Source organism: Pseudomonas persica (assembly GCF_900291015.1).
GTDB lineage: Bacteria > Pseudomonadota > Gammaproteobacteria > Pseudomonadales > Pseudomonadaceae > Aquipseudomonas.
Window position 1 is genome coordinate 67,561 of record NZ_OLKL01000029.1, and the last position, 17,318, is coordinate 84,878.

Here is a 17,318-nt window from a genome sequence, read left to right on the forward strand (position 1 = left end):
TTCCCGTTCCAGTAACCTCGCCTGATGCTGGCCATCGGCCGCGCCCGTTGATGAAGGAACACGACGTATGCATGACACCCTTGATTCGATGCCGGCAGTGCTGGATCGGCAGATAGGAAGTGAAGACAAGGATGCCTTCGGGCATCGGCATTTTGCACAGGCTTTGCGGAGTTTGGTTGAGTCTGAGCATCACAAACCGCCCTTTAGCATTGGCTTGCTCGGCGGATGGGGTACCGGTAAGAGCTCGATCAAGGAGCTATACACGAGAGGGTTGGAGGATGATGCCACCCTCAATGACCGGCGTGTCAGCCGTAAAGATCGCTACAAAAGCATCACGTTCAATGCCTGGCGTTTTGGTGGCAAAGACCAGGACATCAAACGGGCGCTGTTGCGCCACGTATTTTTGGAGCTTGACGGAGACGAGAATGCGCTTCACGACAGGCTCTTCCGTAATGTGACCCAAAGCGAGCAGCAGTGGAAAGGCTGGGGTGAATACACCGCCCAGCTCTGGCGTGCCTGGGCTATGCCACTGCCGGCGTTTCTCATCGCCATGATGGGGCTACTGTTCTTTATCTGGGCAGGTCTGAAGATCTTGCCTGCAGACGGCACTGCTGCGCAGACCATGTTATCGCTGGTCATCGGGTATGCGTATAGTTACCTACTCAAGCAGCTGAAGCCTTCAAAAATCGACAGCTTTAGATCAATTACCAAGGTTTCGTTGCCAAGTGCCAGCGCAGAGCAGTACGAAGAGATGCTGCTGGCTCAGCTCAAGGTCTTCAAAGGCACAACCAAAGGCATCCTGAGCAAGGCAAACACCTGCGAACGGCTTGTGATCTTCGTGGATGATCTTGATCGTCTATCTGCTGAGGAGATGGTGCTGGGGCTTGATGCCGTCAGGGCCTTCATGGAAATACCGGCTGAAAAGTTGCCGGAAGGGCTTGGTCTGGTGTTCGTGATTTCCTGCGATGAGGCAAAGGTCGCAGATGCACTTGCCAGGGGGCGAAGCAACAACCCTGAGCAACCAGGTACGGTGTTCACTCACAAAGACGCACGGCGATACCTGGATCGCATCTTCCAGTTCCGACTGGAGATTCCGCCACCACCGCGCAGCGATATGCGGCAGTTCGCACTGAGCCACCTCTCGTCCTTTGAGGAGATCGTCACTGACTTGAAGGGCCGCGGTACGAGCCCGGAGCAACTGATTGATCGCATGATTCACGTGAACGTGGTTGACCCACGTAACGCACTGCAGATCGTCAACGCATTCGCTCAGTCCTGGTGGTTGGCAAGACGACGCGAGCGTGAGGGCGATATCAGCGAGCGTCCTGGTGGGCTACACCATGAAGCAGTTACAGGCCATCCCGTTTCCCTAGCAGCCCTGAGCGCCGCGAAGGTCAGCTTCCCTGACTTCTATCGGGATCTTCAGGATGATCCGCAGTTGCTAGGGCGACTGACGTCGGTACTGGTACATGAGGTGTCCGTCCTCGAGTTCCCGGCAGACCTGCGACCACTGCTGGTCAAACGATACGTGATCTTTGACGATGACGGCCAAGGGGGCGGCACCACCAAAATTCGCGAAAACTGCAGGGAGCTTCGACAGTTTCTGTCGAGCCTGGTCGGCATCCGGTGGCCGGATTCTTTACAAAGCCTGCTGCTGCTGTCGGAAGATCCTATCAGTCGCAAGTTCGGTGCCGGTACCAACGTTATTTATGGCCTGTTGATGTCGGGTGATGTGAGAGGGGTAATCGAACACCTTTCGCCGCGTGCCGATAAGGTCGTGCTCAACGATGACCAGGCGCACCTTCTGCACCAGATGATCAGCGATCTTCACCTGGAAACTGTGGGTCGTCGCCACAATGCTTTGCGGGTCATTGCGAGCTTGATCAATGATCTACCGGAACGAACCAAGCGCCTGGTTCTTGGCCCGCTGTGCACCGAGTTGGCTGGCTCGAGCACCCTTAGATCCATGGTAGGCATTTCGAAGGTTGCCGCAGTGCTGGTGAGCGCCAGTCGGGAGGATCAGCGTCAGGTCGCAGGGGCTCTGGTCGATGATCTCTGCACCACCGGTCAACCGTTCGGGTTGACCCTCGCGAATATGCAGACCCCAAGCCTGGATGATGCCAAGTTAATGGCAGAGAAGGCCGCGGAGGTTGTCTTGGCTGTACGAGAAGAGCACGGACTTGCTCCGGGACAAGATCGCAAGTTCGTTAAGTGGCTTGAAGAGCGCAGCATCACCGTGGGCGGCAAAGCCTATTCGTTCCCGTTCAGTACGCTGGAGTCCTGGATCAGCGATCACGAAACCATGCTCATGAAAGCCCTGGGTACGGAATATCTCAACCTCTTGGGTAACGAAGTCGAGTCCGGGCGTAGCCAGGAGATCGACATGGAGCGCGTGGCGCCTCGCGTAGCCGAGCTGTTTGAAACGTTGGCTCAGGCTGGAGAGGAGAGCAGGAAAGACTTGTGGGAGCTGGTCGAGAGCTATCTGATGCTTCCGGACGGTACCCTGAGAAGCCGTGCATTCGCTGTGATTGAGCAGCACCAGAAGTTGATGAGCAGTGAGGCATTGTCATCGTGCCTTGAAACGGTAGCCAAGCTTCTGATCGAGCAGCCAGACTCTGAAACTGACTTCGACCGTGGCTTGAAGTGGGTAATGCAGAGCGCTAGCAGTCGCTTTGAGGAGTTGGACGACAAAGCCCGGGAGTCCTTGGTAGCTCTAGCTAAAGACCTGCCAGTTGACGACTATGAGGCCGACGCTGTCTCGGTGTACGAGGGGATCATTCAGCGGGATAACATTTTGCTGGCAAGTGTGGCTGAGTCCTGGGCTCAGTCGCTGAGCAAGGATCTTCCTTTGCTGTGCTGCGCAGCGATGTTCAGGTCGTATGATCGGCTGCCTGCGGCAGTTAAAGCTTCGATAGCCAACCAACTTGAAAGCGGCTCGTCAGCTTCGCCGCTGTCCGAGCGCTTCAGTCAGGTTTACCCAATAGCTGCATCGAAAATTCCTGGGCGCTGCTGGAAGGAGCCGGAACTGCAGGCGCATTTGAATGCGGCCATGAGCCGCTTGCCTTCTATGCTTTCCAGAGACGAGGCAGACCTCAAAGCACTTTTACCGGGCCTCACCCAGGTCTACCACTACGCAGAGCCAAGTACCGTTGGTATCTGTCTGCGGGAAACCTTCCGTACAGGCAACAGCTACCCTGCAATGCTCAATCTTCTCCACCAATTCTTCGCTTTGACTTGGCCGACTGCGGAAAATGCGCCTGGATATGTGCCTCAGACAATCTTCACTGATGCCATCTCTACGATGACCTCATACCCAGCACAAGCTAAGGCGGGCGTGCTGCGATCGCTGCAATCGCTGATTGATGATGGGCTCGTCGATCCCGCTCAACAGAACGCCTTGACAGCACTGTCATGCACTGCTTGGCAAACCCATCCTGCTGAAGCTGAGTGGTTCCTGGCAAACAGCAAAGCCACATTTACTGGCGTCCAGGTGGCCGCGCTGCCTAATGCCATTCAGTGGGGCAATGACCAGGAAGTGGCTCGCTTGGCAGCGGTGTGGCGCAATCTTGCAGCCAAGCTGAGTGCCGAAGAGCAGGTCGAAGCGACGTCTTTGATACTAAGCAAAGCTCAGGCTGGGGATGTGGAGGCCACAGATCAGTGCCTCACGCTATGGTCGACGTGTCTCGGCACCAAGGCCTACCCGACGCTCAAGCGAGCGATCGTGGATGCCGCTACAGATGATGGGCGGCGCCGGTTGTGGCGGCAAATCATCTCTCCAGGCATTAAGTCCGACGACATGGAGTTGCTTAAGGTCGCATTGCCACTACTGGAAATCCCGGATTCGCCGCAAACAGCAAGCGCCGTGCTAGAGGAGCTCAAGGCTCTGCCTGGGCGCTTTAGCAGCCAGAGCGAGCGTCACAATATCGCCGAGATACTGCTCAAGCATCTTCCACGATGCCCATCCATGTCCACCAAAGGCCAGCTCGCGACTCTGGCACATCAGCTCGGAACTTCGGCGGTTCTGAAGACCGTCGATCCTGCCTCATTAGCAGATGATGATTTCTTGGCGATCACGGAGAAGTTTGGCAAGAGTCGAGAGCTGACCACGTTGCGTAAGCGCGTTGAGAAGCTGAACGCCTGACACCACTAGCTTGGTGGCACATCATCTCAAGGCCCGCCAGCGATGGATAGGGCCTTTTTTGTACGTAAGTTCTTGGACACATCGCTACACCTTTGGTCGAGTTGGCGCAGACAGGCTGAGTAACGCATGAAAAAGGGCAGTTCTAAGAACAGCCCTTTTTATTTGGAGTAGGTTAGTAGCCAAGTTTATCGAGTAACTGGTACCAGCCGGCTATCATTCGCACACCCGGCTCGCGCAGCGAGTAGAACGGGATGGTTTTCAGCACGGATTCAGTGACCATGCCCAGTGATGGCTTGCCTCCTGTCACGACCTCAGCCACGTACTTGCCCATATTTGAGGCCATCGCCACGCCTAAACCGTTGTAACCCATCGCGTAGGTGGTTCTGTCATTCAGACGGCCCAGGTGAGGGCTCCGCCCTTGCGAACCCTTGATGGGCGTACCGGTGAGCCTGCGATCATTGCGCATGTAAACGCGGTCTCTGGAGCTCCGGTACCCCTCAAGTCTGTCAAGGTTGAGGTGGGGGCTGGCGCGGATGAGCTTGCACATTGGCGCCTCGCAAAACGTCAGCACTAAATGGGGGATCATCGTGCGAGCTCTAGCGACGATCACTCAGCTCGCGCGCAACCTCAACTGCCCGCTGCAGGTTGAGATGGCTGGAGGCATAGGATTTCATCAGCAGAGGGCGGGGTAGGGCCCAATCCCATTTTTCCCTGATCATGTTCTCGACATCGTCCAGAATGGGCCCGGGGTCTGTCACATCCAATTGCCCGACAATGTGCAGCGCCTTTAAACAATCTTGCTCCCCAAAGGCAATTTCCAGGGAGAGTCCGGAGTTTTCGCACTGAATGCCCACATGCCGAAGCAAAAGGGCCAAGGCGTCATTGGTGTAGTCACCCTGCCAGGTCAGCAGGTGGCTAACACTGGATGAACCTGTAATCGACTTGGTGCCGAGACCCAGTGCGTGGAAGGTATGTCGGGCTTCCTGAAGAAGAGCTTGAGCCTGCTTGTCCAGGAAGGGGCAGGGCGTCGTTTCCATGAGTACATTTCGCATTTCGAGGCGAACATGGTCGTGCACCTGTGCGCTCAATCCATCGAATTGCGGAGGTTCGCCACCACGTGCCGGGGTCACCACAATTACCTTGGCTTCCAGATCGATGTCTTGAACCTCCCAGCGACGACCGCCGAATATGATACGCTGGCCTTTGGAAAGTGGGCGACTGATGGGCAACGACCCCAGTGGCTTGCCATCCCTGAGCAAGCGAAATTCCTCATCGCTTGTGAACGCAGTGTAGAACTCGTAATGGTTGATCAGGCGCTCGCCAAGCTCCCCTGGAAGTAAAAGTCCCGAGCTGTCTTGGATAATCAGCTCTTTCTCACCCATGCCTTTGAGTAGTGATATCAGGTCGGATTTCGAAATGCTCGCAAAACTGCCACTAGCAACCAGGTTGTTCCATAGCTGAGCAGCCGAAGCCCCGCCGAGTTGAGCAATAGAAGACAGGCATTGCTGTACCAGTGTCGAAGCATGCATCCCTTGCGACCTGGGAGGCTCAAACCAACCGGCCACCAGCAAACGAATCATGGCGATCGTCTGCACAAGGCCTTCTCGTAGCTGGTCAGAGAGGTCAGATTGATCAGTTAAAGGGCGCTCGCGGCAATACGCTCTCAGCGTTGCAGGTTCACCAGGGCGCCGGCCTGAACGACCGAGACGCTGCCTTAGACTTGCCACTGATGGCGGACTGCCTATCTGAGCGACTGTCCTGATATTGCCAATGTCTATGCCGAGCTCAAGGGTGGTCGTGCACACGGCGGAGGCGGGTGGATCGCCTGCTTTCAGGGCGCGTTCTGCGTCCTCTCGAAGCTCTTTGGATAGGCTGCCATGGTGGGGCCAAAATTCGTTAGGCACACCATCATGTTCACACAATGAGCGGAGCCGATCGGCAAACCACTCAACCTCCTGCCGCCTGTTGGGGAAAATCAGGTTGTTGTGCCCTCTGAGCACTTTGTACAGATGGCCTGCAATCGCCGCCTTGGAGCCGGATAGGTCTTCTTGCGTCTCGTCTTTAGCCGAGGCTGTGTGATCGTCACTCGAACTCGGCTGACCGGTGTAAGTCGATACAACCTCCTGCATTGGGCGTTCGATGTAACCACGCACTTGTACCTGGAGTTCTTGGCCTGACGATTTGGATTCAATGACGGTGATGTCATCGGGGTGAGATGGCCTGAGGAACATACGCGCCAGGGACATTTCACCCAGTGTCGCTGACAGGCCCACTCGCGGAAGCGCTTTGCCTGTCACGATTTCTACCCGCTGCATCAGTGACTGCAGCTGTTTACCGCGTTCGCTGCCGATGAATGCGTGAAGCTCATCCACGACGATATAGCGAAGGTTTTGAAAGACTCCCGTCAGGCTAGAGCCCCTGTTTACGAACAGTGCCTCGAGCGACTCCGGAGTGATCAGCAAGATGCCCTCAGGCGATTTCAGAAACCGTTGTTTCTTACTTGCTGCCACATCACCATGCCAAGCAACGACGGGCAGCTCGAGCCGCTCGCACAGCCGGCTGAGTCTGTCCCACTGGTCGTTGATCAGTGCTTTGAGCGGGCTGATATACAGCACCGCGCCGGCGGGCTCGCTGTCGTTGAGCAGGTTGGTCAGGATGGGGAGGAATGCAGCCTCTGTTTTACCTGCCGCGGTGGACGCTGCAATGATCACGTCGCGATCAGCACCCACCAGGGCCGGTACCGCCCACTCTTGGGCATCACGCAGCGACGTCCACCCCTGTGACCAGATCCATTGCTGAACCTCGGAGTGCAGACGCTTGAACGAAGAAGAGTCAGAGCTTGAAGCTGGCGAGCTCATCGTCGGCCTCGACTTCAAGATCTTGCTGCCCACCCTCATCCCTGGACAGCTCCACGGCGCCCAGCAAAGTTCGCCAATCTGCTGTAGGGTTTTGCTCGATGACCGCGAGTAGGTTGATGAATGCGGTAATGGTCGTGCGCGGCGTGCGGAAGTACGCCTCGCCCAAGCGCTGATTACAATGCGCCATGAACGCGGGGATAGCTTCGTCCGGCAGCAAGAACTTATCAGGTTCGCCGAAGGTGTAGACGTTGCGCAGCTTCTGCAGCAGCACATAGAAATCTTCGGGTGTCAGGCTGCTGAGCCGAATGACAGGCCCAGAAAGGTCAACCAGGCCAGACTTCGCAAAGCTGTTTTCCGCGAGACGCGATTGCAGGGCAGGGTAGCTGTAGAGTCCTCGACGCGTGTCCATCAGAAACTCTGGTGTGCCGCCCAAGACAAAGCCCAGGCCTTCAGCCGAACCCTGCAGCGAATCATTGAGGATCCGCAGAATCTGTTCGTAGTTGGCGTTGCGAGCTTGGGTGTTTGCCAGTTTGTACAGGTTGACCAATTCATCCAGGCAGACCATCAAACCGCCGAAACCGGCCAGGCGCACAAACCTAGACAGCAATTTCAACTGGTCGTAGACGGAAGCATCGTCGACGATCGTACGCACACCGAGCGCAGCCCGAGCATCGGTCTTGGTGGAAAATTCACCACGCAGCCAACGGATGGCGTCAGCCTTGAGCTGCTCGTTGCCTTCCTCGAAACCGCGACAGTAGGCGGCAATGACGTCGGCAAAGTCATAGCCGTTGACCATCTCGGTGAGCTCCGCCAGGTACTCACGAATGACCACCTCGCTCTCGACACCTTTGGCCTTGGCTTCCGTTTTAGCCTGGGAGATGAATTTCTCGACGATACCTTGAAGCGCACCACCATCGGGCTTGGTGCGTGTGGTCATGTTCTTGGCCAGTTCGGAGTAAAGGGAGCGCGCCTGACCACCCGAAGCATGAAGACGACGGTCAGGATTCAAATCGGCATGCATGGTGACGAGCTTGCGCTCCATTGCGATGCCGCGAACCAGGTTGAGGAAGAAGGTTTTACCCGCGCCATACTCGCCAACGACGACGCGAAATGCGGAGCCGCCATCTGCAAGACGATCCACATCCTTGAGCAGCGAGTCGAGTTCACCTGCCCGACCAACCTGGATCAGGTGCTGCCCTACACGGGGCACGACGCCCGCACGCAGTGATTGAATGACCGCGTCGCGATCCTTGGCTCGTATCTTACTCATAGGGCTAATTCATCCAGAATGTCGGGGTTGATTTCGATGGGATCGTCGCCTTCGGTCACGGGCATGTCGAACAGCTCAAACGCTGTGTCGTTGATCCGTTCCAGGGCGCCATCCAACATCAGTTCCATATCACTGGCTGCGTCTTCCAGCTCAGCGCGGCTCCATTCAGTCCGAGAAACCAACAGACGGAGGAACGCGGAATGCTCGACGTCCAAACCATGTACGGTAGCAAGCTGTTCGGCGGTACTGCCTTCCTGTTCTTGGGGCGCTTCTGGTTCCGATACGCTAGGTGTTTCAGTGGACGCTTCCTCACTGAACACGCTGGCCAGTAGCGCCGACACTTCTGCCGTTTCTTGTTGCAGTCGGGCAACCTTGGTCATGTCCAGCGCAAATCCTGAGCCAGCGCTTTCTGATGTCTGAACCGCCGTGCTCGGTACAGCGGTCGTAGTCATTGCCTCCACTGCATGGGAGGTGCGAACAGCTGCACTATGGAGGTCGCTGTAGACGAACTGCGGATCGAGGGTGAGCGTTTTATAAACGCGCTCGAGTAGCTTCACTTCCTGCGGCGTCACCTCACCATCCGCTTGCGCGAGGTGGGCCAGGAAACTGGCAATTTTTCGCTTGGCATCGATCGTAAGGGGCTCGAGTTTCTTCTTGAGGGTGGCCAGCGTGGGGGGCTGCTTCAATTGAATCTGGAGGTGCGCCTTCAAGCGTTTGCGATGCGCGACACAGAGGTGATCCCATGAGTCGATGTGGCCTGACAGCAGACTCACCTCCTCAAGCGAGGTGTCACCGTCTGCCGCAGCGACTGCACTGGCGAGATCTAAGGTCACTGCTGCAGCGCTGTAAGCATCGGTAGAGCGAAGGGTGCCTTCGGCAGAGTCCGCGGCGAACAGCGCGATGGTGTCTTCTGCCTTGGGCGTACGGCTGCCAGAAAGGACATCGGGCTCCAATCCAATTCGCTTGCTTTCCAAGGCCCGGGCGAGTGCGACGACTTTGTCGCGGGAGAGTGCGCCGGCGGATTTGAATCGGCCTGCCAGCTCACCGAAGCTCATGCAGATGGTTTCGCCCCCGGCGCGTTGCTCCAACTGTTCGAGTTCTGCTTTTGCTTCAGCAGGCCAGAGTTCTGTTGGCAACTGCAGGATGGCTTCCAGGCTATCCCCAGCGTCCGGATTGCGCCCCAGATACCGGCTGTAGGGGTCAAGCACAGTAGCGCATTCCTCGACAATGACCTGGAGCTTGTTACGCGTTCCTGAGGTCGCCGCGACATCGGGAAGGTCACCTACGGCCACTGCAGGAATGCTCAATCCGGCAGAAGCAGGGCGATAGGCAATCTTGAGCTTGGTCTTGTTCTGGGGGAGCGCAATGCCGTTGGGATAACGTTTCGCGCATTCGTTTTTGAAGAGCGCTGCGAATTGCTCCGGGCACCGAGTAACAGGTGTACGCCTGGAAATGTTCGGTTCTGCAAGCGCCCAGGCCAACGCCCAGCTCGGGTTGAGCGGATACTTGTCCACGGCCATCTGTCCCAGCGCGACACGCAGGGACATGGGCAGCTCATACCCATCTGCAGCGCTGGCAGCGGGCTCGCTTAGGTAGCTCTGAGGCTGAACAGCGCCGGCGTCGATATGGGCGAGGAAGCGGGTAGCGTAGCTGCGGAAAGAGTTGTTGTCGCCGTAGAGACCAAGCAAGCGCTCGACCTCAGCCTTGATTGCTGGGATCTCTGCCTTGGCCTGAGGGTCAGTCGATGCATCGACCAGCGCGCGGCGTTCAAGCCCGTAGAAAAACAGGAACACGTAACCCGCATCAGCTGGCTGTCGACGGCCTCCTGCTAGCCATTGCAGATACGCTCGCCGTGCCTCAGGTGTGATGCTTCGGTAGCTTGGCCAGTAGGGCATCTGCCGCTCTGTGAGGTTCATCGGTGAGCGCGCGACTCGAAGCGTGGCATCGATTAGGGACGGTTCAGATTGGCCGAATTGTGTCGCTCGCTCGGTGATGTAAAGCATTCCGCCTGGGATGGCCAGCCCAGCTACGTTGAAGGACTCACCTTCAGCAAGCCAACGAACCCCGGTGGGGTTAGCACTGGGCTTTGGGATGGCGTAGCCCTGACTATCGCTGGACGAACCGACCTGGACGGTATGGAAGTCTCGCTCGCGGATATTGGTGCTGAGCTGGACGGATACAGTGGGGGAGGCTGCTTGTCGAGAGGACGCAGCGATCTCGTTGGCAATCTCATCTTCAGGAACGTAAGGCTTTGCCTGGGTAGCGCGTCTGATGACCCATACCAATACGCCTATGCCTAGGATAACGCCTAGGGCAATCCACACCTGTTTTGGAATCTGTGCCAAGAGGGCAACGACGAACAACAAGGCGTACAGAGCGATCGGCCCGCCGCCGCTCCCTTTGCGCTTCCGTGGCATATGAGTGTTCCGTACTGTAGGTAATGGCTAAATGACATTCTTACGGATTTTTCTGGCCCGGCCAAGCTGAATAGACGAAGGGAGTACCTGGGAGAATAAATGAGCAGGGAATGCCTGTGAGCTCAAGCGTACTGGGGGATTTGACGTATCGAAGCGATTCCACACCAGCCACCGGGGAGCATGCTGCCCCCGTGGCTTTTGAACGCTCCTTGTGGCAGCGTGAGCGTGTCCGTCAGTATCTGGTCGCGGAATCCTTAGCCGAGTTTCGCTGCCAGCTGTGTTTGTATCCGAGTGAGGCTTTGTTTTGCAAGATCGGGTTGAAGAGTCAGGGCCCGCTTGCGCCTTAGGAAGCACAGTTTGCGGTGGATCGCGCAACGAGAGGGGGCTCTGATCGGTAGCAGTGAGTAGTCTTAGTGACGCTACCTGTCGTCTATATGCTGAGCGCTACCGAGAGTGGCACTTCAGGCTCGATTCAATTAAAGTCTGTCGCTCGATTGATACTCTAGCAAGGAAAGCGGCATGAAGGTCAAGATTGATCACGTTCATGGACATGGTGATGCGTCTGAAGAGCGAGTATTACTGAGTGTGGTGGACGACTGCAACATGAAATACTACATGGTTGCAGATACCAGTTTCACCGCTGATGGACGGATTTCTAATAAACATCGACATGTGCATTGGTTCCAGTCTGTTGCGGTAAAAAAAGGTGAGCGAATTTCGCTTCATACCAAGCCGGGCGCATATCAGACAACGGTAAGTGGTGGCGTCAAGTGGCATCACTTCTATTTCGGGCTCAAGACCCCGATTTGGAACGACGATGGCGATGCTGCGGTTCTATTTGAGGTTAATAACTGGAAGACAACAAAGGCCAGACCCTAAGTCTCTCAGTCATTGGTCTGATTCTGGCTGTTATTTCATTATAAAGTGTATCTTGGGGGCTTCTGGATAGAAGGGGCTACCATTTGGTGTAGCCCCTTAAGAGTCAAGCGCTATTGTTGACTTACGTAATACTCCTGGCCGAGGTCAGTGCCATGAGTTTTGGGCTCTGTGCTCTAAGCTCTGCAAGCTGAGCGTTTACATTTTCGCTTAGAGTCGTAAACGGCGGTAGCTTTCCACAGATGACGGCGATCAGGTATTCGGACAGAAGGCTTCCCTGTTGAGGATCATCCAGCGCCGGAAGGAGAACCTCCAAAGTTTCTTCCTTCTGAATAACTCCATACTCGATAGCCGACGCGTTCCTGATGATGGCAGACCTGATAAGCCCTTCAGAGTAGTTTATGAAGTTTCTGGCTCCTAATACCTGAGTGTATGGAAACCCAGGAGAGAGACGTTTGGTCTCATTCTCGTGGCTTCTCATTTGCTGGAGGGAAGATGCTACAGCAAGCACCACGCCAGAAATTCCGGTCTTCTCTGGGGCGAGATAAGAACCACCACCTAGCGTGATTGATTCGGTGCGTGGATCTATGTGGAATAGTGCATCTTTGCCCGAAAGTCCTTCCTGGACATTGGAGAGCTTGGTAAGCCTATGATAAAAGATACCGGAGTTCTTAATCCCTTTTTTCACGGAGCCGTTTATGGAGTTGAATTCAAGGCACCAAGGGCAATCGAATTGATTGTAGTCAGGTAGTATTAGGATTTCAATATGTTGAAGGCTTCGCTTTACGCCTTCTCGGTCTTTGTACGCGACGCAATTCCTGAGTTTTTTCTCAGAATTTGCTGAAGCAGGGCGGTACAGCCCTGATAGGAAAGTAATGTCACGAAGGTTTTGGTCGAGCTCTGGCGTCTCTCTTATCAAATTGTTTAGCCGCTCGAATGGCTTTCCGTTGATAACGACTGGGTCGTAAATCAAAACCTTATCAGAGGCGGCAAAGGCACTAACGGTATCGGCATCGAGAACGCTTTCTACCTCGGGTAAATATATGCATGTGGCCCCTAGTGAGCCAATTTCATCCCGCAGTTTCTCGTCGTCGCAAAATGTCAAAACAAGCGTGGTAGGCGTCAGGACAGAGGTTAGCTTTTCAGTCAAGGCACGAGAGAAGTTGTCGGTGCTGGAGAGTATGCTATAGTCGATGTAATAAGCGTAATGTTTATTGCCTTTAAAATGATCGCCTTTATGAAAGCGGATCATGTCATTCAGGCTACTGTGATACTTTTCAAAAAAAGGCTTTCCTACGCTGGCGATATCTTTGCATAGAGTAATTCCGGAGTCGGTAAGGCTCTTTACGTAGTAAGCACTTGCGTGGATTTCAATAGGCTTGCTGTTTTTCTTGCAGAGTTCACATTCATCAAAATTAAAACGCCTGACATCGGCGTTGATCTTGCAGATCGTCTCGTCACCGCCATTGAACGAATACACGGCCACTACGGTGAGTTTTTTCAGAGGATAGGCAGCGCTGAAAATATCACGGAATGTTCTGATCAGGCTACCACTACTATCTACACTCACGATCAGTAGTGGATTGTTCGAAGATTTTAAGGCCGGCGTTGTGGCGCAGATGACAGACCTGCAATCACCATGCTTCCTGGCCGGGTGGGCTGGAAGGGCATCAAAGACAGTCGTTTTACCAAGAATCTGCATTGCGCGCAGTGGAAGCGCTGCAATCGACCAAGAGTCGATAAAAATATAATCAGAATGATCGATAGCTTGTAATAGCCAAAATGCGACCCTGTCTAAGTCATCTTTGTTTTTGATCGAGTCTCCAAGTCGGAAAAAGGCATCAGTATGATTGTGAGAAGGAGTAGTGAAGTGGTATTGCTCTCCTCCGCGTAGGAAGCTTTCACTAGAATATTTGTTAAGAAGCCTATCTAGATCGATGGAGGAAAGCTCCCTGGTGTCAAACTCATCGTCAACGAGTGGCGCGCCTTCATTCGTTACTTGGTAAACTTGATAGCGTTTGAATTGAGTGCTGTAGCTAACTATCCCCACAAAGGGAAGGTTCAGGCGATTTATTAACTTGCTTCGAATGGGGGCATTGTCTTCTTTGTCTATCTCCGTAACCAAGTCCAGGTTCTTAGCCAGAATATAACACTTGTCGTACGCTTCATCGGATGAACTGGTTGCCATTACCAGTAGTGGCTCTATGTCCGCAGGGCCGACTATGTCAATGCAGTTTACAATTATTGGGCTCATAGTCAAACCGGCATGATTAGCGAGATTGATGTCGAAAGTGTATCGGTTTGTGTTTCGGAATATAAGACCCTGATATTGTCTAGGAATGTATCGCTGGTATGGTCATAGTTGGCGCACAAAGCTCCGGAAGTCGTGATAACAACCAAGCCCTTCAGCTTTTGAGCGCACTCCATTGCCGCGAACAAACCAAGGCCACGTCTTATAGGTTTCCGCTGAATTTTGGAAGTGCTGTGCTGGTAGAATGCTCGTTCTATAACTTCCGCTTTATTGAGCGTAGGAAGTGTATCCTTTAGGGATTCGTAAATGCCATGCCCAGAGTCGACGATGTCAATGATTAGATATTTTTTTGCGCCATCTTGTTGGGATCTTGCTTTTAGGTATGCGTCTAAGGCTACTGGCAGTCCTGCGTTCTTGATTTCAGTGAGGCTGTTGTAGATGACTCTCGATACTTTCATGTATCGTAACGACGTAGTGGGTTGGCGAGCATGGTGGATTGTATTTTCCCAGATCTCTTTCAGGAAAACATACAAGCTCATGGAGTTGACAATTTTATCAAGTGCTCCTTGAGCTTCAGCTGTAGTCCCAATCATGCACTGTTCAATTTTGGGGCCTAGGAGCGTGCGGAAGTCTTCCTCGGAAGGCTCGGCCGAACTTAAGTTTAATACGGGAGGGTGTACATAGTAAGGATCCAATGCATAGAGCGAGTATGATTGGCTCCCCTGGAACGCACCATAGTCCATGTCTACAGCAGCGCTGACCATCTCCAGAAGCAGCTGTGTTATATCTCTGTCATACCTGTCTAGGATTACTAGATCTTGCATGCAGATGTTGATGAAGCAAGCTGAGACCAGGTAAGAGTCTTCTCGAATGCCATACTCTTCAAGCTCGCTTCTGGATAAGTGAATTTTTACTCTTTCTAAGTTTCCAGATCGGCCAAGGCCTATGATGCAGGAGATGAAGAAACCTTCGGCTCCTATGGAGAAGCTAGAGTCCTTGTCAAATTTGAAGCTGGACTTCTGATCGTGTCTGATGTTCTGGAATAAATGACTTATAGAACATCCGGAAGGGATTGCGATCTCATTCATGACGGATAAACCTCTTCACCGAAATATCACGGGGCAGTGTAGCATGCGCACCAGTAAAAGTTAATGTCTTACATGGTTTTTGTTTGATGGTGCGCTGCTAACTAAGTTGTAGGCATTCCCGATAATTCCTACGTCAAGTGTGGAGGTCGTCGACTTGATATAGTCCTTTATGTAGGTAGGCGTGCGTCATTTGATGTGCGGACTGCTCGGAAGGTAATACGTCTCAGTAACTCCTAAGCGCAATTGGTGCTAAGGCATCAGCGGAAAAATTGACTTGGTACGGCTAAAAAAGCCCTCCGCCACCATTGGAAGAGCCTATGCGTTTAAATGTGAAGTGAGCGAGCAGGGCTGCTTCCATGGTGAGAGCCTTATTGTGAGTCGATGAGTCGCCTGCATTTTCAACCCTCAAGGAGGGTCGGTCACCTGAGCTTGGGTTGGCGCAGGTGGCCCCAGTGCCCTGCCTGACTATCTGCTATCAATGATTCAGCGGCGGCGTTGCAGCGGTGCAATGAGGATGCTCCAAAGGGTTTCGGCACCACCTTCTTGGGAAAGTTTTTGGTCTGATCGGGTGTTGAAAGACATGCCAAAGGTCTTCAGGTAAAGGGATTGGTCGTCCGCATCTACCGTGAGTGCCTCATTGTACGAGCTGCCGCCGAATGAGTCTCCATGGCTGTAATAGATCCCGGCACCGAGCTGGCCGCCGGTGAACACGGTCGCTTTTGCAAGGTCGTGGCCGTCCTTGTAGATGCTCGCAGTAAAGCGATTCGCATCTACACGACGAAACACCCCCTCGTACCCTGGGTTGCGCGATTGAAGCTCCAGCAATGAGTTCTCGAAATAACGGCCTATGTACTCGAAGCTGTCGAATAGGAAGCGGTCTTTGTCGAGCTGAGTGAAGTTTTTGGACATCCGAAGGTTGCTAGATCTAGGGCCCGCCGACGCTCTAGGTGAGGTGGCTGAAATTCCATTGAAATCGTTGCGCTCAGATCGCGCTGTTGTAGTCGGCTGGCTGCGACCGCACCGCTCGACTGCCTTTCGAACTTCCTTGGCCACTTGCAAAAATGCTTCGTCCCGATCCGGCCAAAGTGTCACTGGCTTACCGTCCTGAGGCGTGCCGAGCAGCTTGCCGAACGGTGCGTGATGCCAGTCGCATGGGCGGAGAATCACAGGAATGACGATCGCTTCCCCCGCAGCATGACGCTCCATTGCGCGCGCCATCTCGATGTTGTAGCAGTAGTCGGAAGCGATGAAGTCGGGACTCACCAGTAACAGGATAATGTCATCACTGTTGATGTGATCGTCGATGGCGGCATCAATCTCCTGGCCTGCACCGATTCTACGATCGTGCCATGTCTCAATAACGCCTTGGCGTTTGAGCATCGTGAGTTGCTTTTCCAATTGGTCGCGAAGCGCTTCGTCCGCGTGGCAGTAAGAGAAAAACACGTTTGGCAAAATAGCAGCCCCCATTCAGTATGGTGTCGTTCAGATCTTACGGCTCGCTCGTCCTCTAAGTACAGGGCTCATCTAGGCTCACCTCGCCCTCTTAACCTACGGCAGCAGGTATGATGGGATCATCTCTTCTTCGGACTCAAAAATGACGGCAAGCACTGCAACCTTGGAATGGCATTACACTCCAGCGAACCTTCTTGGAGATGTCCAGGCTGTCGAGGTCGGTGGAGCAACGGTGGTCATTCACCATGGTGTAGCTCGTGCTGATATGAACGAGGAGGTCTACCGGGCTGACAGTTCAGTTGCGCATGCGCTGCTTAGAGTTATCAAAGCCCGACTCGCTCCTTACGAGCGCCAGAGCTCTCAGCCTTTGCACATCGATACCTCGCCGATGCTCACGATCACTCATGCGGATGGCAGGCCTCGTGAAATTCACCTTGATTGCTATGCCGCCATCTCGATCACTGAAAGCTTTGAGATTCAGATTTTCCGCAATGGCATCTTGATCGAAGACACTGAGCAGGAGCGGCAAAAACGGCTTCAGTCTGAGTCGGATCTGCTTTCGAAGCATGCAGAGGACGATTTGCTCTGCCGCTTGCTAGCAAGCCATAGTGCATCCATATGTCATCCAGGAGATGAATTCACCCACCTCTATGAAATCCTGGAGGCCCTCCAAGCCAAATTCGGGAAGCCTCCGAAATGGACAGACGCATTGGCAGTTGAGAGAGCCAAGGTCGGAAAATTTCACGCTGTGTGCAATGACCCATCAAGTGTCAGTCGACACCGTGGGCAATCAAAGGGCCTTCTCAGGGTACCGACTGCCGAAGAATTCAGCCATGTACGGGATTTCGGTTGGGAGATGATCATGGCTTACGCCAGATGGTTGGAGATGCAATCAGGTTAGCTCATCACAGCAGCCTTGAAGTTACTGAGTCTTAGAATAGTTGCCTTGAAAAGACGGAAACTTA

The 17,318-nt window shown here is 54.0% G+C and carries 10 protein-coding genes; 3 read left to right on the forward strand and 7 right to left on the reverse strand.

The window, feature by feature from the left end:
* The first annotated feature begins 67 nt into the window (after window positions 1-67).
* Window positions 68-4,141 (forward strand): KAP family P-loop NTPase fold protein, encoded by a 4,074-nt coding sequence (locus FQ664_RS14495; RefSeq protein ID WP_144172776.1) that lies wholly within the window; start codon window positions 68-70, stop codon window positions 4,139-4,141.
* A gap of 172 nt (window positions 4,142-4,313) precedes the next feature.
* Here FQ664_RS14495 and FQ664_RS14500 read toward each other — a convergent pair whose 3' ends face one another.
* The 4 genes from FQ664_RS14500 to FQ664_RS14515 all read right to left on the reverse strand — a co-directional run bounded on the left by FQ664_RS14500 (window position 4,314) and on the right by FQ664_RS14515 (window position 10,686).
* Complete coding sequence (locus FQ664_RS14500) at window positions 4,314-4,607, reverse strand: hypothetical protein (RefSeq protein ID WP_256675964.1); 294 nt, start codon at window positions 4,605-4,607, stop codon at window positions 4,314-4,316.
* Window positions 4,608-4,737: 130 nt separating this feature from the next.
* Window positions 4,738-6,930 carry a DEAD/DEAH box helicase gene (locus FQ664_RS14505; protein ID WP_256675973.1) on the reverse strand — a complete coding sequence of 731 codons (2,193 nt, stop codon included), beginning with the start codon at window positions 6,928-6,930 and terminating at the stop codon, window positions 4,738-4,740.
* A 43-nt stretch (window positions 6,931-6,973) separates the two neighbouring features.
* Window positions 6,974-8,269, reverse strand: a complete 1,296-nt coding sequence (locus FQ664_RS14510; protein ID WP_144172778.1) for an ATP-binding protein — start codon at window positions 8,267-8,269, stop codon at window positions 6,974-6,976.
* On the reverse strand, window positions 8,266-10,686 hold the full coding sequence (locus FQ664_RS14515) for a tellurite resistance TerB family protein (protein WP_144172779.1): 2,421 nt from the start codon (window positions 10,684-10,686) through the stop codon (window positions 8,266-8,268). Before FQ664_RS14515 ends, FQ664_RS14510 begins: the two co-directional genes overlap by 4 nt.
* 519 nt (window positions 10,687-11,205) lie before the next feature.
* On the opposite strand from FQ664_RS14515, the gene FQ664_RS14520 reads away from it, so the two are divergent.
* On the forward strand, window positions 11,206-11,565 hold the full coding sequence (locus FQ664_RS14520; RefSeq protein WP_144172780.1) for a hypothetical protein: 360 nt from the start codon (window positions 11,206-11,208) through the stop codon (window positions 11,563-11,565).
* Window positions 11,566-11,686: 121 nt separating this feature from the next.
* On the opposite strand, the gene FQ664_RS14525 is transcribed toward FQ664_RS14520, so the two are convergent.
* From FQ664_RS14525 to FQ664_RS14535, 3 genes are all read right to left on the reverse strand, one after another.
* Complete coding sequence (locus FQ664_RS14525; protein ID WP_144172781.1) at window positions 11,687-13,750, reverse strand: hypothetical protein; 2,064 nt, start codon at window positions 13,748-13,750, stop codon at window positions 11,687-11,689.
* 68 nt (window positions 13,751-13,818) lie between these two features.
* Window positions 13,819-14,901, reverse strand: a complete 1,083-nt coding sequence (locus tag FQ664_RS14530) for a hypothetical protein (RefSeq protein WP_144172782.1) — start codon at window positions 14,899-14,901, stop codon at window positions 13,819-13,821.
* A gap of 483 nt (window positions 14,902-15,384) precedes the next feature.
* Entirely contained in the window at window positions 15,385-16,353 is a 969-nt protein-coding gene (locus FQ664_RS14535) for a toll/interleukin-1 receptor domain-containing protein (RefSeq protein WP_144172944.1), read from the reverse strand.
* A gap of 142 nt (window positions 16,354-16,495) precedes the next feature.
* Between FQ664_RS14535 and FQ664_RS14540 the strand changes: the two genes are divergently transcribed.
* Entirely contained in the window at window positions 16,496-17,254 is a 759-nt protein-coding gene (locus tag FQ664_RS14540; RefSeq protein ID WP_144172784.1) for a hypothetical protein, read from the forward strand.
* Window positions 17,255-17,318 lie beyond the last annotated feature (64 nt).